The sequence below is a fragment of the Bacillus sp. B1-b2 genome (assembly GCF_009183415.1).
Classification (GTDB): domain Bacteria; phylum Bacillota; class Bacilli; order Bacillales; family Cytobacillaceae; genus Niallia.
On the sequence record NZ_WEHU01000018.1, the window covers coordinates 63,826 to 82,196 of the forward strand.

Genomic DNA, 18,371 nt, shown 5'->3' on the forward strand with positions numbered 1-18,371 from the left:
GTTCCTAATGAACACCAGAATTTGATCCCTCTATGCCCTGAATAGGAGTCTCACCTATTCAGGGTTTCATTAAAAATATTTCTCTGAGTCAAACTCTAGTTGAATTTGATAGTTTTTACTATTAATGAGATTTGATAGTCTATTTGCCTGGCGCTCACATTCCATTGCTTTTACCCGATATTCTTCAGGCTCGAAGGTAGCTACTTTCATCAACTGTACATTTTCATAAGAGTATACATACTCTTCTTTTTCAGCAGCAGCAAATTGTTTATACTTCCTTGCCTTCGCTCGCAACTGAGTGGCAAGCTCTATTGCTTCCACAATTGGTATATTCGTATTTTCAAAGTTAATCTCATAATCAATATTAGCTCGATACATTAGCTTATCTAATAGTCGATAATCATTGCGTACTTCTTCTATTTCCTTTTCTACCTCTATCATTGTTCTTTTTTGCTTTGGCATTACTTTACCAGCTTCTATTTGAACAAATGCTACTCGGTACATTTCCTCTTCTAGCTCATGTATTCTTTTTGACAATACACTTCTTAGTTTTACAGCTTCTGCTTGTGAGATTTTATTCATAGGAACCTCCAAGTATTGATTTTATTAACGTATATTACTGTGTTGTCTATTATACTAGTAGATTCTATCTTTTTCCAACAATAACCTATTTTGGAGTCTATGGAAAAGTGATTTTTCCATTGTTGCGGTTTAGACAGCTTTTGTTGCCGAAACTTCCTTTTTGTTGCGGTTGAATCCGCTTTTGTTGCGATTATCTATTTTTTGTTGCGATTACCCACTATTTAATTGTGATTCCAATTTCCCATAAAAAAACGTAATCCATGCATATGCAAAAATTACGTTCAACTCATAATATTATGGCTTTAAAATCATTTTAATGGAATTATCTTCATGTTCATTAAACAAGTGGTAAGCTCTTGGTGCCTCACTTAAAGAAACTTTATGTGTGATAATATCCTGTGGATCAAATTTTTTCTCTTCAATCATTTGAAAAAGCTTAGGCATGATAGGAATAACTGGTGCTTGTCCCATTTTCAATGTAATATTTCGAGCAAAAAATGCTCCCAAAGGAAAATTATTATAATTGGCTCCATATACTCCAGTCAATTGCACAATACCCGATTTCCGAACAGCTTTTGTTGCAATCTGAATGGGTCCAAGTGTTCCACCTTGTAGCTTTAGCTTTTGTTCTACATATTCGAGTGGCGATTTTTTCCCATCCATTCCTACACAATCGATCACACAATCTGCTCCACCACTTGTGATTTCTTTTAAATACTCACCCATATCATCGTACTCTGTAAAATCATATGTTTCTACTTTATTCGTTCTTGCAGCATGCTCAAGTCGATATTTAAGATAGTCCACTGCTATTACTCTTTTTGCTCCTTTTAACCAAGCAAACTTTTGTGCCATTAGCCCGACTGGACCACTACCTAGAATAATGACCGTATCTCCCTTTTTCACCTCAGCATGTTCAACACTCCAATAAGCTGTTGGAATAACATCTGATAAGAAAAGCACTGCTTCATCCTCTAACTCTGAAGATTCTGGTATAAGAAATGGAGTAAAGTTTCCATATGGAACTCTTAAGTACTCTGCTTGACCACCAGGATGATCACCAAATTTTTCTGTATAGCCAAAATACCCGCCAGAGTCATAATGTGGATTAGAGTTATCACATTGACTAGTTTCTCCTTGCTCACAGTAAGAACAATGCCCACAAGCTATATTAAACGGAATAACTACACGATCGCCCTTTTTTACCTTTGTAACTTCTGGGCCAACTTCTTCTACTATACCCATTGGTTCATGACCAATTATATATCCTTTTGGTAAAGGCATACTTCCTTGATACAGGTGTAAATCAGAACCACAAATGGCTGTACTAGTTAACTTAACGATGATATCATCTTTCTTTTCTAATTTAGGAGCTTCCACTTCTTTTACCTCGACATGCTTAACTCCTTGATAGGTTACTGCTTTCAAAAGATCACACTCCTTTTATTTTCTCTTTATATCTTCACCAATTGCTATAAAAGCATACGAAAAAAGGATAACCAACTAGTTATCCCTTAATCCTTAAATATAATCTTTGGTTCTTCTTTTGTTTTGATAATTATCATGGAGATAGCCTGGACAACTGCTATACAGCCAAGCATAATTCTTATATATCCGTTATCTACAAAAATAGCACTGATGGCTATGCAGATATAGCATGAGAGGAGAATTTTTATTTTTTGCTTTTTCGTTAGCTCCCCTTTTTTAAAGTTCTTTACATACTCATGATAAAATTTTGTAGAACGAAACCAATTATTAATTCGATCTGAACCTTTTGTATAGAAGAACGACGTGAGTAATAAAAAAGGAGTAGTTGGTAGTAAAGGAAGAAAGATTCCGACCATTCCTATAATTAAAAAGAGTGTTCCTAGTGTGATGTACACAGGTTTCATTCATATTCTCTCCCATCTTTATTTTATTAGATTAAGCTACCTTTTTTCTTGCAAGAGATTCAAAGAAATTAGTTAACCAATAGGCAAGTAGAAACTCAAGATAATCAATAATAAAAATAAAGAACACATTACTTCCTTTATATAACCGTAGAATATCAATAGAATCCGCAAATAGCCCAAGAATAATGCCTGTGCAGATTGCTGCTAAAAATCCAACTATGTACATATTCTTTTTATTATTAAGTCCATACTGATAAAATAACATAAAAGTCACTGGTATTAGGGATGTATTTATTGATAAATTTATGTCAATTAAGGGAACAAGGGGATAAGGATGGAACACATATCCCTTTGACAATACAATACCATCAATATAATTCATGAGAGCATGAATAGTAAACCCAAAGAATAGAATACGAAATATGTTGTCCCTATTAATACATTTTAGCAATACGATTAGTGGTACCAATAAAAAAGCAACATTCAACCAAAATTGCCATGTATCAAAGCTAGCGTAACTCTTCCAATATGCTGTACTAATTTGATCCGCCATTTTGGCAAGTTTTCGAAAATGGGCAATATAATCATCCTGTGTATAATTCATTGTATGCATCCTTTATCCAAAATTATCTAATATTAATATTTTCCTATGATTACTTTTTATCCATAAAAATTAATATTTTGCCAAAATTTCGCTTTAAACATAGAAAAGGACACTCAATAAGAGAATGAAATCCTCTTTTGAGTATCCTTTCCTATATTATTGCATTTTTTACATTATCCGCTATCAATACTTAAAAGACTGTCCACCATCAATCGGAATAACTGTCGCATTAATAAAGGATGCTTGATCTGATAATAAGAAAGCTACTAAATTCCCTACTTCTTCCGGTCTTCCAAATCGTTTCATTGGGTTAACACTAACAAATTCTTTACCTGCTTCTTCCCAATTTTCTCCACCTATTTGTTTTAAAGATGCTTCTACCATTGGAGTCATGATAGCACCTGGTGCAATAGCATTTACCGTTACACCAAACTGACCATATTCAATACCTGAATTTCTAGTTAAGCCTACTACCCCATGTTTACTAGCTGCATAGCCAGACTGGTTTCCTACTCCTCTTATTCCACCTACAGAAGCAGTGTTAACAATAGAACCAAAGCCCTGATCCTTCATTACCTTTAGAACTTCCTTCATTCCGTAGAATACCCCGTTCAAATTGATAGAAACTACTCGATTGAACTCTTCAATTCCAAAGTCTTCTGTTAAATTTTGCTTTCCTTCAATTCCTGCATTATTAAAGAAGCCATCAATTTTCCCAAATTTATCTAATGTTGCTTGCACATATTTGGTAACATCTGCTTCTTCCGCCACATTTGCTTCCACTAATTCCACTTCTGTATTTGAAACTGCTTTAAGAATTTCATCTTTGCTTTCTTCTAGACCTTTGCTATTTAAGTCTACTAGTACTAATTTTGCCCCTTCTTTCGCTAACTGCAATGCAGAAGCTCGTCCAAGTCCTGATCCCCCACCAGTAATAATGACTACTTTTTCTTCAAATCGTTTCATTTACGCCAACCCCTTTGGTTCATTGATTTAACCACTATTGTGATATGATAGATAGTGTTATAAAAATATTGTAAACGTAATCATTTTTACCTACAATCATTAATAATATTCATTGTGTTGACTTTATCTACACTATTAATATTTTTGTTGTTAAAAGGGGGTATTTATTGTGTTAGTGAAAACTACCATATCCAAAAGAAGTGAAAGAACAAAGTCAGATTTAAAAGCAGCCTTCATTGAACTAATCCACGAAAATGGGTATAGCCATTTAACCATTACAGATATTGTAACTAAATCTGGTTATAATCGGACCACTTTTTATTTACACTTCATTGATAAAAATCATATTACAGAAGAATTGCGGAAAGAGATGTTTAATAAAGTCAAACAGCAATGTTTCAATCGATACGAAGAAAATAAAAGAATACATGTACAAGAAATGGATCCTTACTCCTTTGAACTAATGAAATTTATTTATGTTAATCAAGATTTTTTTAATTTATATATTAAGGAAGATACAATACCTGGCATATTGCAAGATCTACCTCTTGCTATTTTTGAAGCATTAGAAGAAAGATTTGTATTAACACCCATTCACTCAACTAGTATAAACTCCAAAACTAACAAACTATATATGGCACATGGAACAGCTGGTTTAATAATAGATTGGATAAAATCTGGTTATCAAGCCTCTCCTAATGAGATGACTCAGCAGTTAATAAGGATTCTACAATCATTTGTAAAGGATTTTACAATTACATCCATATAGTTTTAGTGGAAAAAACATAGCAATTTATAAAGTTATGTTTTTTCTTTCTCATTCACTAGAGTGATTCAACCAAAACAAACTACAAAAAAACAGCCCTGTATAAGAGCTGCACTTCTACATTCAAGCATACATTTGTCCTTCCTCTTCTTTCCGAAAGAAACTAGTCATTGCATTAAACACATCTGCTTTTTGACGTAATAAATAGTAACGGAACTTTTCATTTTCAATATTTTTGTAAGCAGACATTAATGTACTATGGCGATTGTATTGATTGACTTGTTAACCCTATACACAAAAGATTACCTTCTAACTAAATGTCTTTGCTCCCTTAAAATTCATTACCTTATTTACTACTTAGTTGATAAAAATTTTATTTACTTTTAATTCCTTATGATACGGTTCACCGTAGTTATTTAAGAGGCAAAAAAATGCTCAGGGCATAGAAACTCTGAGCATTTTTTTTGCAATAGTATTTTCAAACGATAGCATCTCTCTTCTTATACTTCAGTAAAGATTTCTTTTGAAGTTATAACCCAATAGTTACTGTAAAGATTTAATATTTAAAGCCAAATAAGCTACCTTTACCTTCATTATCCTGAGATAATTCACAAACTATATCACTCTCTTCAAATTGCTCTTTAGAAACATCAGAATCAATGACACTTATTATGTATTGGATATTCTTTTCATTTGAGTATTCTTTAATAAAATCAAGATAAGATTCTTTTCTATTTTCATGTAATGATTCTAAAGGACCATCATGGTATAAAAACTTAAAGAAACTTCTATTGGAGTAATATCCCAAAATTCCCAAATCAAAACACATACAAAGGATTTTCCGATAAGAGAATCCTTCATCCTCATGTGTTAAGACTCCATTTTCTGAAATAATCCCTGCGTTAAATTCAACATTTGAAGCAGTATTTGTTGAAATATCAATTATTCCCTTTTTGCCCGTAATTTTTTCAAAAATTATCTTAAACAAATATCTAATATCATTTAAAGTTTCATTTCCTTCCTCAATACTAGATTCAATTTCTTGATTTATTTCTTCAAGCTGCTTTTTCTTGATATTTAACTCTTTAATATCCGTTCTGGTCTGTAAAATAATCTCTTTTTGTGTCTCTAAACCTTGAATACTTCTTTCCTTCTCAATCAAATTAGACCTTAAACGTTTATATTTATTAATAACATCAGTATTATTTAAAACACTAAGTATCTCAGAACGCTTACTACCTAAAGTTTTAAGTTCCTCATCAACCTTTTTCAGTTCAGTTTTCTTTTCAAACAATAGCTTTGTTAGATGTACCTTTCTGTCCTTAACAAGTGACCTATTAAATTCTACAAGTTCTTCATATGATTTTTCTAACTGATCCCCAAAGTAAATCTGAACTTCATTAAAAAGTTCTTTTATGTAATCAAAATCTAAGAATTCGGTTGTATTCAATGATTTATCAATTAGGTTTATATCCGATCTTAAATTATATGCATGATTATTTAATTCAACAGATTTATTTTCAATATCCTTAATTAAGTCCTGACTGATTTGTTTTTCATTTAAGTAAAAGTTAAATGAATCAAGATCTTTTTCGAGAATATCCTTTTCTCTGCTCAAAATATTGATTTGTCCATTTATTCTATCAATATCTGAAACGCTATAAAAACTTTCCATGTTACTAATTTTTGCTTTTAATTTTTCTATTTCACTATAATTAATATATCTTTCTAAGAGGGTGTTGCTATTAAAGCCAAGTAATTCAAAAATAAATGGTTTCCAAACTTCGTCAGTGGAATTTGAGAATTTACTTAATTGGAATACATCGCTATAATCATTCTGTGTTCTGATAAAATACCCGACTAGTTTTCGATAGTCATAATTTTTAAGTAGATCAAATTTTAATTCACTATTTAGAACCTCTGTAGCAGCTATCGTTTTTTCACTTTTTGAATTTAATACTAGATTTTTATAATCCCATTCTTCACAATCTAATAATTCCTGAGAATATTCAGAGATTTTTATATCAACCCTAGTAATACTTTTAAATGATCGTCGAATTGTTAAAAACCTTCCATCATTTAATTCTAACTCTAAATAAAACGTATGAAACGCAAATACTTCTCTTTTATTGTAAAAATAATTCCCTTTTTTGACTTCTTTAAGAAGCATAAAATCTATCAGGTGAATAAGTGCGCTCTTTCCTAAATTATGTGGGTCATTAATATTTGTATTATTAACATAACCATATATTATATTTAAACCGTTATTGAACTTAATATTTTTAAATCTTGGGTCGTCACAGTATAGTCTTGACAACTTCATATAATCATCTCCAACATATCGGATCCAATGTCATACTTTAATTTCCCCAACAAAAATAAAAAATTAAGTGCTGGAAGGAATAAATAAAATGCATCTTCACCTAAATGTTCCTCAACAGTTTTATATAACTCATTGTAGTTACATTTATATTTGTTTTTCTTGAATTCATTTATTATAATTGCAACAGTATGTACAATACTTTTATTTAAATCTGTAAATTTATCCGGCTTCAGCAATGTTCTCACCTATATGACAAATATAATACATAAAATGAATAATAATACTTACCATTTCCTCATTATCTAATATTGCTGCGTCATTCGTATTAATAAATCTATCAATAATTTCATTCAGGACCTCATAAAAAAATATCTTCTCTCTCTTTATATCTGGAATTTTGTTATTTATTGTTTTCTTAATATTATTATAAGATTTTTTTAAAGATCTATTACGAGGATTTGATAGTATGTCTTTTATACTTTTAAAATAAATACTACTCTCGATAATATTCCTAAAATAGACGTTACTCTGTTCATCTTCCAACTTGTTCAAGAGGTTCTTTTCAATTATATCAATTCTTTTTAGATCATCATCATTATCGAGAGATTGACTTAATTCAATCTCTCCATCCAATTCCCTTTCTAAAAATTCTATTATCTTTTTTAAATTATAAGGATTGATAACTTCATTTTTATAAGAAAAGAGATTTAGGTTTACATCCCCCGAATTGTTGTAGATAGGACTATTAGGACCTAAAGTATGATTTCTTTCTATCACTTACCGTCACCAATTTTCCCAGTAGTAACACTACCCTCGTTATTATATATTGGGCTGTTATTTCCCTTAGTTTTATTTATATTTTTATTAATTACTGATCGGATAGCAAAGCCTCCTGTGCCACCAATTAATAGAGTAATAGCATGAGATAAGATGGTCGTCCAATCAACATTCATTATAAGCACCTCTTAAAATAGTATAGGTATTTTCTAACAAATACACTTTATTCTATTATTCCAATATTATGTAATATTGGCAATATACTTTCGCTTTTTTTATTTTTTCTCTATGTTTTTTTCTCTGAAGGATACCTTTTCGTTCTTTCTTTCAGATACCATTCTCTTTTTAAAGTGATCCTCAAAATAACTATTTCAAATAGCATCAAAAAGTCTCACTGCATTAAATAGTTATATTATGTAGTGACGGAGACAGTTACTTTTTGTAGAAGAAAAATGTCTAGGACAATCTGTCCTAGACATAAACTCTCAAAATCTTTTTATGTAGAACTTCATTTAAGGACAGACTAGTCGCTACTGCAATTACATCAACGGTTTTCTGCTATCAACATTTTAACAACAGCAATTGTATCGTTTTAAGCTTTTTCGAAAGCTCTCTTATCTAAAGATCATATAGCCTTTTTTTATGCCTTCATGTTCTTGATGCTTAAAATTTCTTCCCACTCTACGCCTTACTAGTCAATACCTATTGATTGCTTGTAACCTCTTGCGGTGGGTGTATAATTGTCCATGTCCTCAAAAAGTCAAAGACACTGGATTTTTCCGTAAGGATTGCAACGTTATTCTTACTTCGTGTAATCGCTACATAGAACTGTGCTATTACTGTATCGGACATTTTATGTTTCCCTTTGGTAATATGGTTTTCCATCTCTTTAGTAGGAAGTATTAAAACATTTTCATAACTTAACCCTTTCGATTTGCCAAAAGTTATTGATTTAAAATTTATATCTCCATCTAATTTAGATATAAATTTGTTTAGCGAACTCACATTGTAATAAAGTAATGTTGGTTTATACTGTTCTATAAACTTAGATACATTATCCATGCTGACCAAGTATGTACCTATATCTTCATGGACAACACTCTTCGCTGATCGCATGTTAAGGTCACTATACAATGTGTTTGCCAGATTACAAACTATTTGTGGACAACGATGGCAAACCTCTAAGTTTTCAAGATTGTCATGCCTTAATACTTCGGTAAAAAAACTAAAAATATTTACACCGCTGTATCTGCCTAGGTAAGAGCTTGAGTTTGTTGAATAGGTTGCCTGCCGATGGTCTCCTACAACTACAAGATTTAGGTTAGATTGGTAGATAGCCTCAATTATTTTTAAATCATATCCCCCCATATCTTGTATCTCATCGATAAGGATTGTAGAGTAGATTTTTTCAAGTCTATCGATAACCGCTCTTGCAGAAGCCTCTAAAATTACATAGCAAAACTGAGCCAACCTTTGATAATAAAGCCTTCCTTGCAGATCGTAGTAATACCTCCAATTAGTAGCTGTTATACCTTTTAAGCGCGGAATTTCTCCTAATGAACAAAAATTAACTCCTTCTATTTCGGGTCCACCCATAATCTTTCTATATGGCCTAGCGCATTCATTAAGCAAAAACTCCGTCCATGTCTTACATTTTATGTTTGTAGGTATTATTCCCACTGACTCCATAAGGTCAGATTTCATAGAGTTTAGATTTGCATTGGTATATGTGAGGTATAAAACTTTGCCTTCTTGATAGTTCTTTACTGCTTCCCCTATTAATAATGTAGTCTTTCCAGTACCAGCAGCAGCTTTAATAATCCTTTTATTGGATGGCATCATTTATATACTCCGGATAATTTAATTGTATTTCGCTGTTTAAGAATACTTTTAAGGCCCAATCTGTTTTGTTACTAAGCATATACTCTAGCAATTCTTCTTCGGTTTTATCAGGTTTTCCAAGTATTGTTTTTAACTTCTCATAATTACTGGCATCACATTTTAACACTTGTGGTTCTAAGGTATTTAGCTCATTATTTTGGCTAAAACACAACTTAATTGTGCCACCTTTGTATTCCTTATATTTGTTGTCAATATTCTTTTCATAATCATGATCGTTATCGGTAACCACAATAGTTTCTATACTTAGCAATTTTGCTATATCTAAAAATCTTTTAAATGAAAGGCCATTTACTGATATAACATCTATCCCGTCATCTATTGGCAGTTTATTGTATTTTTGATGATAGGCTTTTTGAATGATCAAATCATCTGCTGGGCCTTCGACTAATATTACCTTCTTAGACAATATAAATCTCAGAGTGTCATAGCTCGGTAGCTTATGAAAATAGCTTCTTGTATCCTTTGGCAATTGATTTAACTTTCCACTTCTGTTCTCACCAAGCAGAATAACATTTTCCATCGCCATCTTATTTAACACATATGAACTATGGGTAGTAATAATCAATTGTTGATCAGAACATTCCGATATGATTTTATCTAATAAAATCCTCATGTTTGAAAAGGAAAGATGACTCTCTGGTTCTTCTATAAGGATTAAGTTTCTTTCAGGCTTCCTATTTCCAATAGACAGGGTAGTCTTTATAACATTCTGTTCCCCTTTACCGATATATTCGAAAGGAATATTGTCCATGAAAGCAGCAATGGCGGATTCCCATGTCGCCTTTTGAGTCACATCTAACGATATCGATAAATTCCTAGTATCGTCTAACATAAGATTTTTCTTCTGGTTTAATACTTCATTTATAGAAGCAATGTTAGGATCTTCACCAAACCTCTCCTTATAACTTCTGTATAGAACAGCCAGATTAGCCTTTTGCTTTTCATCTAAGACATCTGAAATAATCTTCATAATATACTTTTGAGAACTAGCAGAGAGACTTGTCGTGGTTGAATCAATCAGGTGAGATTTTATTGGGATTGACCTTGTAGTAATCGTTGTTCCTGCAAAACTTTTCCATTCAACTGTATAGTACTCAGTTGGGATATGTATAAAATTTTTGTTCTTAATATACTCTTGATACTCCTCACGATAATGCTCATTGAATTTAATAGCGAATACGAACCCCGGCAAATTGGTATTTTCGCTATTCTCTAAACCTATCAATTCATTAAGGTCCGAATCTTCTGAAACCGAAAAGTATAATTCTATTTTTGTTTCTGGAGGGGTAATCTTATTATCAACTTTTACTGCCTCGATAAATTGGTTTACTACTTTTCTGTTAAATATGTAGGGAGATAACTCATAAAAGATTGGCTTCCCATTTATTGTCCCTGTTAAGGCTAAGTGAATTGCTTCAAGTAATGTCGATTTTCCAGCACCGTTGTTTCCAATCATAATTGAGTAGTTATTATCAAATTCTAAGGAGAATTCCTCGAACTTCTTGTAATTAAATATTTTAATTTTTTTTAATAACATCTCTCTTCTTCCCCCAATCCGTATTATTATGTACAGTTAGTTACTGTATTCGTATGCAGTTATTATTTTTTACACAGTATCCATTGAAAGAAATATTCGTCACTATTAGATTCTAATAGTATTTTCTTTAGTATCGCATTCCCTTGAGGTAGATACCTTTCAAGCGGGTATAGGCCCTGACTTTTTACAATAGAAAAGCCAGCAACCTCAATCATTCTCTTTAAGTCAGGTAAATGATAAAATTCAAAAACATCGCCCAAACTCCCATACATTCTCATTTCCTTATATCGTTTAAGTGCTAGAGTTACAGATTTCGAACGTTCATAAACCTCAGCAGAGTATATTTTATGCAGTTGCTCTGCAGGATCAGAGATATACCCTAAAACATTGTGGCAGGTAATAAAAGAGTAAGAGTTTAGGAAGTAATTAGAAGTTAGATTAACCATATCCATAACTGTAACATTTCCATTCAAATTATTATATAAGAGCCTTGTAAGCCACCCTTTACCGCAGCCAATATCAAGAACATTTCCTCCCTCCGGTATGAGGGGCAAAGACTCCTTCATAGCTACTTCTAGCTCATCATAAAAGGGATTGAGGTTCACATCCATCACTCCACTTTGAAATTCATTCAATGTATTCCCACTACAACGGCTGACTCCATTAACTCTCTTGCTTCTTTTACCTTTTGAGCTTAGAATATTATCTTGAATATGTAACGTAGCCATAATCTTTTCCATATTTCTAATTGAAACAAGAATCCTTGCATATTCTCTAATTGACATGCCCCTACAGAACTGGTAAAAGGAAGAAAGGCTTTTATTTTCAACACCCATCCTACAAGCTAATTGCCAAGCATCTTTTTTACTCTAATTGATTGGAAAATAGTAACCCATTCATCCATATAATTGTTTTCAAAAGAGGCCATAATATCCGCAGCAAGCTCCCTAAGACGTTTCTCATTTTCAATCTGCTTTTCCTTCTTTTTTTCTGCCTCAATTTGTTCTTGTCTTGCGCATTCGGAGCAGTTCATTATCTTATACTCTCGGTGTCTATTCCAGTCGTCCATCTCTCCAATTTCAGTATAAGTGCTTTTTCCACACTTACACGGATATTCCCTTCGGTACATTTCTTCCCAACTCACTAAATAACCCCCAATTTAAGTTTACTCCCTTCTTATATTATACAAAATATTCCTAAATAAATTTACACTCAAAAGGAGCCTATGAGCCAAAACGAAATCCGCCTTTAGAGTAACTATCTAAAGAATAAACAAAACATACTTATTCTTAGGTATATACTTTTCCATAATTTCCTCAATCCTCCTTAATTCATTTAGAGTCTATCTATCCATTAGAAAGAACTTTTTAGGAGTATTAGGCTCCTTTAGGATAAAAGTTTTCCCTTATCAAGAACGCACAGCGATACCTCATATAGAAACATTAGGGCAATAGTTCCCCTTAAATTGAAAATAAATATTATACTGAGCTTGAAAGCTCATTTATTGCAAAACACGAAATTAAATTTGTAAATTAACGATTACACTTCATGTGTAGCAAGAATACTTTTTAATCCGACATAATTTAAACAGATGTGAAGATAGAACTATTAATAAACTATCGTATATTCAGCTGCGAAAGGATAATTTCAATTGTTCTAATCTGAAGCCCAAAATGCTTACTAATATCGTCTATACAAATACCCTTCCTATACATTTCATTTATTCTCTGAGCAACTACCGCTTTTCGCTGTCTTCTCTTAATATTATGCCGCTCCAGAATCCTAAAAACCTCAGTAGAACTAATGCCTAATTCATTACCACTTTTTCACCGCTCATGCCTTCCATAACGTATAATTGAACGGCCTTCTTTTCAATTATTGCCTTCTCTTCCTTATAGTTCATTTTGAACCACACTCCCATTTTTCCGTAGCTTGTTCTTTCTTTGTTATTTAACGGTTTACCTAAAAACAAAAGGACCAATTGGCCCTTTTTTGGTACTTCATAATTTTTGAATTATTTTTCTTTTTCGTTGATTGTAAATAATTATTTTTTCTTACTCCATAAGACCGCTATATTAAATTGAACACTTTCAAATAATTCAAGCGGTATAATTGCAGGTACTGTGATCTTGGCCCACTCATTAGGTGGATTTTTAACAGTACTTGCGGTTCCATTTTTATAATTAGTACTGGTCTTGTTATAATAAAGTTCTCCAATATAAATGCGTGATTTTGCAATCCATCTTATTCTAACCGGATTCCACGGCAGATCATTTTTGTAAAAATATCCTTCTTTATTGAGCAAAACAGAAACATCTGTATAAGATTTACCTATTTTAAGATAGTTGAAGATTTTCATAACTACTTCACTTTCTTCTTGTTGGATTAATAATTTCCCATTTTCACATCGATAACCATATGGGACTCTCCCAAGAATCACTTTCCCTTGTTCCCTTGCCCTTTTCAAACCACGGGCTGTTCTTTTAGCCATATATTCTCTTTCCTTCTCATGAATTAGATTTAATAGAGAATCTGCATTCCCTTCATTAATCCCACGAACCAAAATATCCTCAATACTTGTCAAAAATATCACTCTCTTTTCATTTTTTCTTAATAAAAGACAAAAAACCCCAACGAATAAACATACGAATAATGAGCTTCGTACATTTATTAGTTGGGGTTTTCCCTTTTTCGTTTATTAAGTTATTAAGATAGTAACACCACAGTTATTTTTTTGCAATAGCCTATTTTAAACTTAATTGGATTTTATATAGGATGAATTTGATTGCCTTATTTCTGTTTCTCAAGGGAACAATTTTTTTATACTGAATTCCCCTCTCATTTAAAACATCTTCAAGATAAAATTGAGCATCACAGTCTGTTAAGGATATCTTTACTTCACCTTTCTCGATTATCTCTTCTATGAGGCTAGCATATAAAGAAATTGACATGGGAGAACACCTACATCCTACTGCGTAATTACGTTTATCTTTTATTTTAAGTTCCAGTTAAATATTTCTCTACTTGTTAGCAATTTAGAATTCGTTAATAATGAATTCAATCAAATCTATATCATCATCTGATAAAATAAACTTCTTTTGAATTGCTTTCATTGGAATCCCTTTTTTAGCAAACTCAATTGCAATGATTAAAATTTCATCATCGCTATATCTATACTCAATTTTATCTTTATTCATCTATAACACCTCTAACCTGAAACAATAGGATTTAGAGCCTCTTTAAAAAAGTCTCACAGTTCTTAGGGATAACAAAAGCAGTGAACTCCTTACCCATTCCTTCATTCGGTTGCTCCTTTATTGCCTGTATCAAAGATGGATTAGAAAAGCCCAGAGGCAGCGCAAATTCCCCGGTATATTCGGCAAGTTGCTGATTTATATATTTCCCCTTACTTCTTCCGCAGCTACAGCTCTTTTCAGTCATGATCAGATTAAATATATCATTACACTCAAGGCACATAAGAAGCTTCATTTGCATCCCTCCATTAATTAGTGTTCTTTTTCTTATCAATCATCTCTTGAATGTATGTTATTACTCCGGGGTCGTTCCTATACTCTGTTATTTTTTCAGTGATTAGCTTGTTTTCAAACATGCCCCTTAATAGCTTAATGCTATCTGCTTTCACTTTTAAATTATAAAAGTCATCGAGTATTAGCTTTGCAAGTAGCGTTATAATAAACTCTTTTTCCTGAATCCCTTCAAGCCTTAGCCAAGCATCTTTGGTAAGATACGTTTGAAACTTTTCAGTAAGCATTTTTCCGAGTATTAGCTTCATCGATTCAATTTCATAACTATACAATTGTTCTTTAATCTCAGGATTTTTCCTTAAAAACTTTTCAATGCTATATGCTACTGTTTTTAAATAGAAGTCCTGCTTTTCCGACAGTAAAACCGAATAATTATTAAAATAAAGAAAAGCATCTTCATTATCCAAATAGTAGCTTTTGCTTTCCTTCTTGTTATTAAGAACCAACATAGGAGCAATACTCTTATAGAATTCCTGAAGTTCTTCTTCTATCCTACTATTTCCCTTTTGTAATAGAAGGCTCGCTTTTTTATCCCAATCTGGAAAACAAGAGGTGAACTTCTCCACAACGTCGGTTAAAGGGATATAGGTTCTAATTTCACGGCCCGGAAACTTGATATCCATTACCATCATTCCAAATGTTCTTTCAACAATGGCTGGATGACCTTCAATTTTGCGAAAGGCTTCCAAAAAATCATATTTTTGTGGTGGGATACTTACCCAAGTAAGAGTAATTGCCCCTAACATTTCTTCAGGTTTGTACTTCGGTCCACCTTCCTCCTTGCAAGCCATAAAAAACAAACTATTTAGGTCCTTAACTAGATTCAAATAATAGACCAAGAGCTTAACAGCCCCAATCTGTGTTGGGGAAGAGTACTTAACTAATTTTTCCTTAATCCACTTGTGGAAAGTTTCTTTATCAGAGTACTTATAAACTAGCTCCAAGATTTTTTCCTGATCTGCAATTGTCCATCTTTCAATCAATTCTATTTTTTCACGTTCACTTTCAGGAGAAAATTGGTTAAGCAGCTGCTGTGGATCAACGCGTATCGGTAACTTTATTGGGGCTGAGAGATGAGTGTCTGCCCATTGTTTTGCTTTTACACACTGCAAATGATCTATATCTCCACTTACACTAGCAAACTTGGGAAAGCGGCTCTCAATGAGCATAGCAATTGCTAATATGTAAAGATGGTAAGGGTATCCTTGGGTCTTAGCATCAAAAACAACAACTGAGCTTTCCCCATCCCTTAAAATATCTGTTTCATTATTAGTAGAAGATGGTGCAGCCTCCCTATACATCTTAATATCTGAGTAAAGCTTAAAAGTTTCTCCAAATTTCTTACTGCCTAAACCCCCACATGTTTTCCAATATCCAGAAGGTTCTTCGCGTTCTTGGGATTTAACATATACAGGAATTTGAGTATCAAATAACTTTTTTTCACCTAAATCTGCAAAATCATAAGCTTGCAGTAATTTCACTGTTTCTTTGTAAACACTTGTCCAATCTTGTTGTGAAATCTGATAAGGAAGCACCGACAGGCTAACATATGTACCCAATCAAAAACCACACCCCTTCTTCTGAGATAGAATTGAAAGAGAAATCCCTTCTCCTTTATGGCAATTTTTTAATATCACCAAATTAAAAAGGTTATCTCGACATCAGGAAGATAACCTTTTATTTGTTTTCCAGAATTATAGAAAAGCTGTAAGCTTCTCTATATTGCATCCTGTTACTCAATTCTATAAGTTGCTCTGTTAGATTTGTTATATACTCGATGTATATCTTTCTTGGATTGTTTTACATATGACTTAATCATTGAATAATCGTTCGTGTTAGCATCTTTCACTTTCTCCAGAGTTGCTCCTACACTTCCAGCCAAATATCCAGCTGCCCCCAGTATCACTCGCAGTTCATCCATCAATTCTGAAGTTAATGCTTCATGGGCATTATTTTTCATGATGTTATCTTCTGCGTCTTCAACAATTGTTGCTAAATCTATTACCAACTTTCCTGAATATACCTGCACTTCGGAAACCTCCCCCATTTAACTATTATTAGTACTCCCTAGCGCTCACTATTAGTAGCTTATTTAAATGTATTATGCTTTTTTTAGCCGTTATTTTTCCTTCTCTATTCTCATACCTGCCTTTATTAGTGACAGGTGAAAAAGATCTCTTTTGTCACATTCTTCACTACTAGTAAAATCAAAAATAAAGTTATCAGTTACAACCTCATACTTTGCAAGAACGGTTATTATATCCATTAAAAGTTCATCATAAATATCAGTACGAGGATTCTCATGTATTTTTGTAATTCTATATAAGTCCACTTGAATAAATCCTAAATGTTTAGAATATGTCAAAGATAATCCTCCCATTAAAACATTTTCTGTGGATTTACTAAGGTGTTTATGGCAAACATAAGGGCATCATTAAAAGCAGTCCGATAGGCTAATTTCGTTTGGATATGTACCTGCTCAAAAATGTTAGCTCTAATATCATCAATGAATTCATCTTTTTTTGTTTCATCCTCAAACTTTTCGAATTGGGCAAGCTTTTCATCTAGATCTTTATGAAGCAATTCCGAGTACATAACGTACTCTTCACTTGTGATAATTTGTTCAAGCCTTTCCTCAATTAACCTGTCCACAACCTTTTGAAATCCATCAATCATTAAATACCACCCTTTTTATTCCTTATTGGAATATATTCTTAAATAGAATATAACACGATATATATTGATTGTAAAATTCAATAACGATACGATTACTAATAATGATGTTTAGAGGGCTGAAATATGAGTGATTTATTAATTGGAAGACTAATCAAGGAACTTAGAAAGAAAAAAAATATCACAATGGTTGACTTCGCAAAAAGAATTAAAATATCCCAGCCGTCCCTATCTAAGATTGAATCAGGAAGACAAGAGGTATCGTTTTCCCTGTTGGAATCTATATGTCATGAATTTGGAATTACAAGGAGCCATTTTTTTCAAATGCTTGAAAGGGACAGTATATATCACCAAACTTCTTCGGCTTTAAATTTTGAGGAACCCGTGGATGCTAACAAAGAAATTGAACATAAAATCGGAGAATTAGTTTCGAAGATGACATTTGAACAAAAAAAAGCATTATTCACTTTTTTATTCTCCAGTAGCAAAGAATAAAATCCATAAAAATTAAGATACTTAGGGGTTTTTGAGATTACTCAAAATAAAAAATGCAGTCCAACTCTTTTATGAATTGGACTGCTAAACTTTTTGCTCAATTAGTTTTCCTATAGCTCTAAACCTGATTAATTTTTTTTACTCAAATTTTTAAAAATGCTAGTCTTCATTTTCAAAATGATGAAATTTGCTTCGTTCTATTTATGTTCCGAACAGGTTCCGAATAATATATCCCATTCGGAACATTAATCCTTAATCGATTTTCCTTTTACATAAAGGTTTTTCATGAGTAAATCAGTACTCTGTTCC

At 32.4% G+C, this 18,371-nt stretch carries 22 protein-coding genes and 1 pseudogene; 2 read left to right on the top strand and 21 right to left on the bottom strand.

The window, feature by feature from the left end:
- Window positions 1-69: 69 nt before the first annotated feature.
- The 5 genes from F9279_RS16725 to F9279_RS16745 form a co-directional block, all read right to left on the bottom strand.
- Window positions 70-582, bottom strand: coding sequence for a hypothetical protein (locus F9279_RS16725; protein ID WP_152115117.1), 513 nt, complete (start codon window positions 580-582; stop codon window positions 70-72).
- Between the two features lie 294 nt (window positions 583-876).
- Window positions 877-2,010: a zinc-dependent alcohol dehydrogenase gene (locus F9279_RS16730; RefSeq protein ID WP_152115119.1), complete on the bottom strand. Its 1,134-nt coding sequence runs from the start codon at window positions 2,008-2,010 to the stop codon at window positions 877-879.
- 86 nt (window positions 2,011-2,096) lie between these two features.
- Window positions 2,097-2,474: a YbaN family protein gene (locus F9279_RS16735; protein ID WP_152115121.1), complete on the bottom strand. Its 378-nt coding sequence runs from the start codon at window positions 2,472-2,474 to the stop codon at window positions 2,097-2,099.
- Window positions 2,475-2,505: 31 nt separating this feature from the next.
- Window positions 2,506-3,078 carry a CBO0543 family protein gene (locus tag F9279_RS16740; protein WP_152115123.1) on the bottom strand — a complete coding sequence of 191 codons (573 nt, stop codon included), beginning with the start codon at window positions 3,076-3,078 and terminating at the stop codon, window positions 2,506-2,508.
- Between the two features lie 183 nt (window positions 3,079-3,261).
- The gene (locus F9279_RS16745) at window positions 3,262-4,044 is read right to left on the bottom strand and encodes a glucose 1-dehydrogenase (protein ID WP_152115125.1); all 783 of its coding nucleotides are present in this window, start codon (window positions 4,042-4,044) and stop codon (window positions 3,262-3,264) included.
- Between the two features lie 169 nt (window positions 4,045-4,213).
- On the opposite strand from F9279_RS16745, the gene F9279_RS16750 reads away from it, so the two are divergent.
- On the top strand, window positions 4,214-4,813 hold the full coding sequence (locus tag F9279_RS16750) for a TetR/AcrR family transcriptional regulator (protein ID WP_193224611.1): 600 nt from the start codon (window positions 4,214-4,216) through the stop codon (window positions 4,811-4,813).
- A 120-nt stretch (window positions 4,814-4,933) separates the two neighbouring features.
- On the opposite strand, the pseudogene F9279_RS16755 reads toward F9279_RS16750, so the two are convergent.
- From F9279_RS16755 to F9279_RS16830, 16 genes and pseudogenes are all read right to left on the bottom strand, one after another.
- Window positions 4,934-5,092, bottom strand: a pseudogene (locus F9279_RS16755) (sporulation protein YhbH); the annotation flags it as partial.
- A gap of 274 nt (window positions 5,093-5,366) precedes the next feature.
- Complete coding sequence (locus tag F9279_RS16760) at window positions 5,367-7,133, bottom strand: DUF2326 domain-containing protein (protein ID WP_152115130.1); 1,767 nt, start codon at window positions 7,131-7,133, stop codon at window positions 5,367-5,369.
- On the bottom strand, window positions 7,130-7,378 hold the full coding sequence (locus tag F9279_RS26280) for an ABC-three component system middle component 8 (RefSeq protein WP_413463218.1): 249 nt from the start codon (window positions 7,376-7,378) through the stop codon (window positions 7,130-7,132). The genes F9279_RS16760 and F9279_RS26280 overlap by 4 nt, the downstream gene beginning before the upstream one ends.
- Window positions 7,353-7,910: an ABC-three component system protein gene (locus F9279_RS16770; RefSeq protein WP_094768384.1), complete on the bottom strand. Its 558-nt coding sequence runs from the start codon at window positions 7,908-7,910 to the stop codon at window positions 7,353-7,355. Before F9279_RS16770 ends, F9279_RS26280 begins: the two co-directional genes overlap by 26 nt.
- The gene (locus tag F9279_RS16775; protein ID WP_094768385.1) at window positions 7,907-8,086 is read right to left on the bottom strand and encodes a hypothetical protein; all 180 of its coding nucleotides are present in this window, start codon (window positions 8,084-8,086) and stop codon (window positions 7,907-7,909) included. Before F9279_RS16775 ends, F9279_RS16770 begins: the two co-directional genes overlap by 4 nt.
- 526 nt (window positions 8,087-8,612) lie before the next feature.
- Complete coding sequence (locus tag F9279_RS16780; protein WP_226793644.1) at window positions 8,613-9,749, bottom strand: UvrD-helicase domain-containing protein; 1,137 nt, start codon at window positions 9,747-9,749, stop codon at window positions 8,613-8,615.
- Entirely contained in the window at window positions 9,736-11,349 is a 1,614-nt protein-coding gene (locus tag F9279_RS16785) for an ATP-dependent nuclease (protein ID WP_152115134.1), read from the bottom strand. Before F9279_RS16785 ends, F9279_RS16780 begins: the two co-directional genes overlap by 14 nt.
- A gap of 62 nt (window positions 11,350-11,411) precedes the next feature.
- Window positions 11,412-12,089, bottom strand: a complete 678-nt coding sequence (locus F9279_RS16790; protein ID WP_226793647.1) for a class I SAM-dependent methyltransferase — start codon at window positions 12,087-12,089, stop codon at window positions 11,412-11,414.
- A 104-nt stretch (window positions 12,090-12,193) separates the two neighbouring features.
- Window positions 12,194-12,493, bottom strand: coding sequence for a hypothetical protein (locus F9279_RS16795; RefSeq protein WP_152115138.1), 300 nt, complete (start codon window positions 12,491-12,493; stop codon window positions 12,194-12,196).
- Window positions 12,494-13,393: 900 nt separating this feature from the next.
- Window positions 13,394-13,933 (bottom strand): recombinase family protein, encoded by a 540-nt coding sequence (locus F9279_RS16800; RefSeq protein ID WP_152115140.1) that lies wholly within the window; start codon window positions 13,931-13,933, stop codon window positions 13,394-13,396.
- Between the two features lie 451 nt (window positions 13,934-14,384).
- Window positions 14,385-14,546, bottom strand: coding sequence for a hypothetical protein (locus F9279_RS25275; RefSeq protein ID WP_170939494.1), 162 nt, complete (start codon window positions 14,544-14,546; stop codon window positions 14,385-14,387).
- A 31-nt stretch (window positions 14,547-14,577) separates the two neighbouring features.
- On the bottom strand, window positions 14,578-14,838 hold the full coding sequence (locus F9279_RS16810) for a hypothetical protein (protein ID WP_094768392.1): 261 nt from the start codon (window positions 14,836-14,838) through the stop codon (window positions 14,578-14,580).
- Between the two features lie 13 nt (window positions 14,839-14,851).
- A complete protein-coding gene (locus tag F9279_RS16815) occupies window positions 14,852-16,375 on the bottom strand; it encodes a hypothetical protein (protein WP_226793650.1) in 1,524 nt (507 codons plus the stop codon).
- A gap of 251 nt (window positions 16,376-16,626) precedes the next feature.
- Window positions 16,627-16,923: a hypothetical protein gene (locus F9279_RS16820; RefSeq protein WP_152115144.1), complete on the bottom strand. Its 297-nt coding sequence runs from the start codon at window positions 16,921-16,923 to the stop codon at window positions 16,627-16,629.
- Between the two features lie 90 nt (window positions 16,924-17,013).
- Window positions 17,014-17,259, bottom strand: a complete 246-nt coding sequence (locus F9279_RS16825) for a hypothetical protein (protein WP_094768395.1) — start codon at window positions 17,257-17,259, stop codon at window positions 17,014-17,016.
- Between the two features lie 14 nt (window positions 17,260-17,273).
- Entirely contained in the window at window positions 17,274-17,570 is a 297-nt protein-coding gene (locus F9279_RS16830; protein WP_094768396.1) for a hypothetical protein, read from the bottom strand.
- Window positions 17,571-17,693: 123 nt separating this feature from the next.
- Here F9279_RS16830 and F9279_RS16835 point away from each other — a divergent pair, with 123 nt between their 5' ends.
- Window positions 17,694-18,062 (top strand): helix-turn-helix domain-containing protein, encoded by a 369-nt coding sequence (locus F9279_RS16835; RefSeq protein WP_094768397.1) that lies wholly within the window; start codon window positions 17,694-17,696, stop codon window positions 18,060-18,062.
- Window positions 18,063-18,371 lie beyond the last annotated feature (309 nt).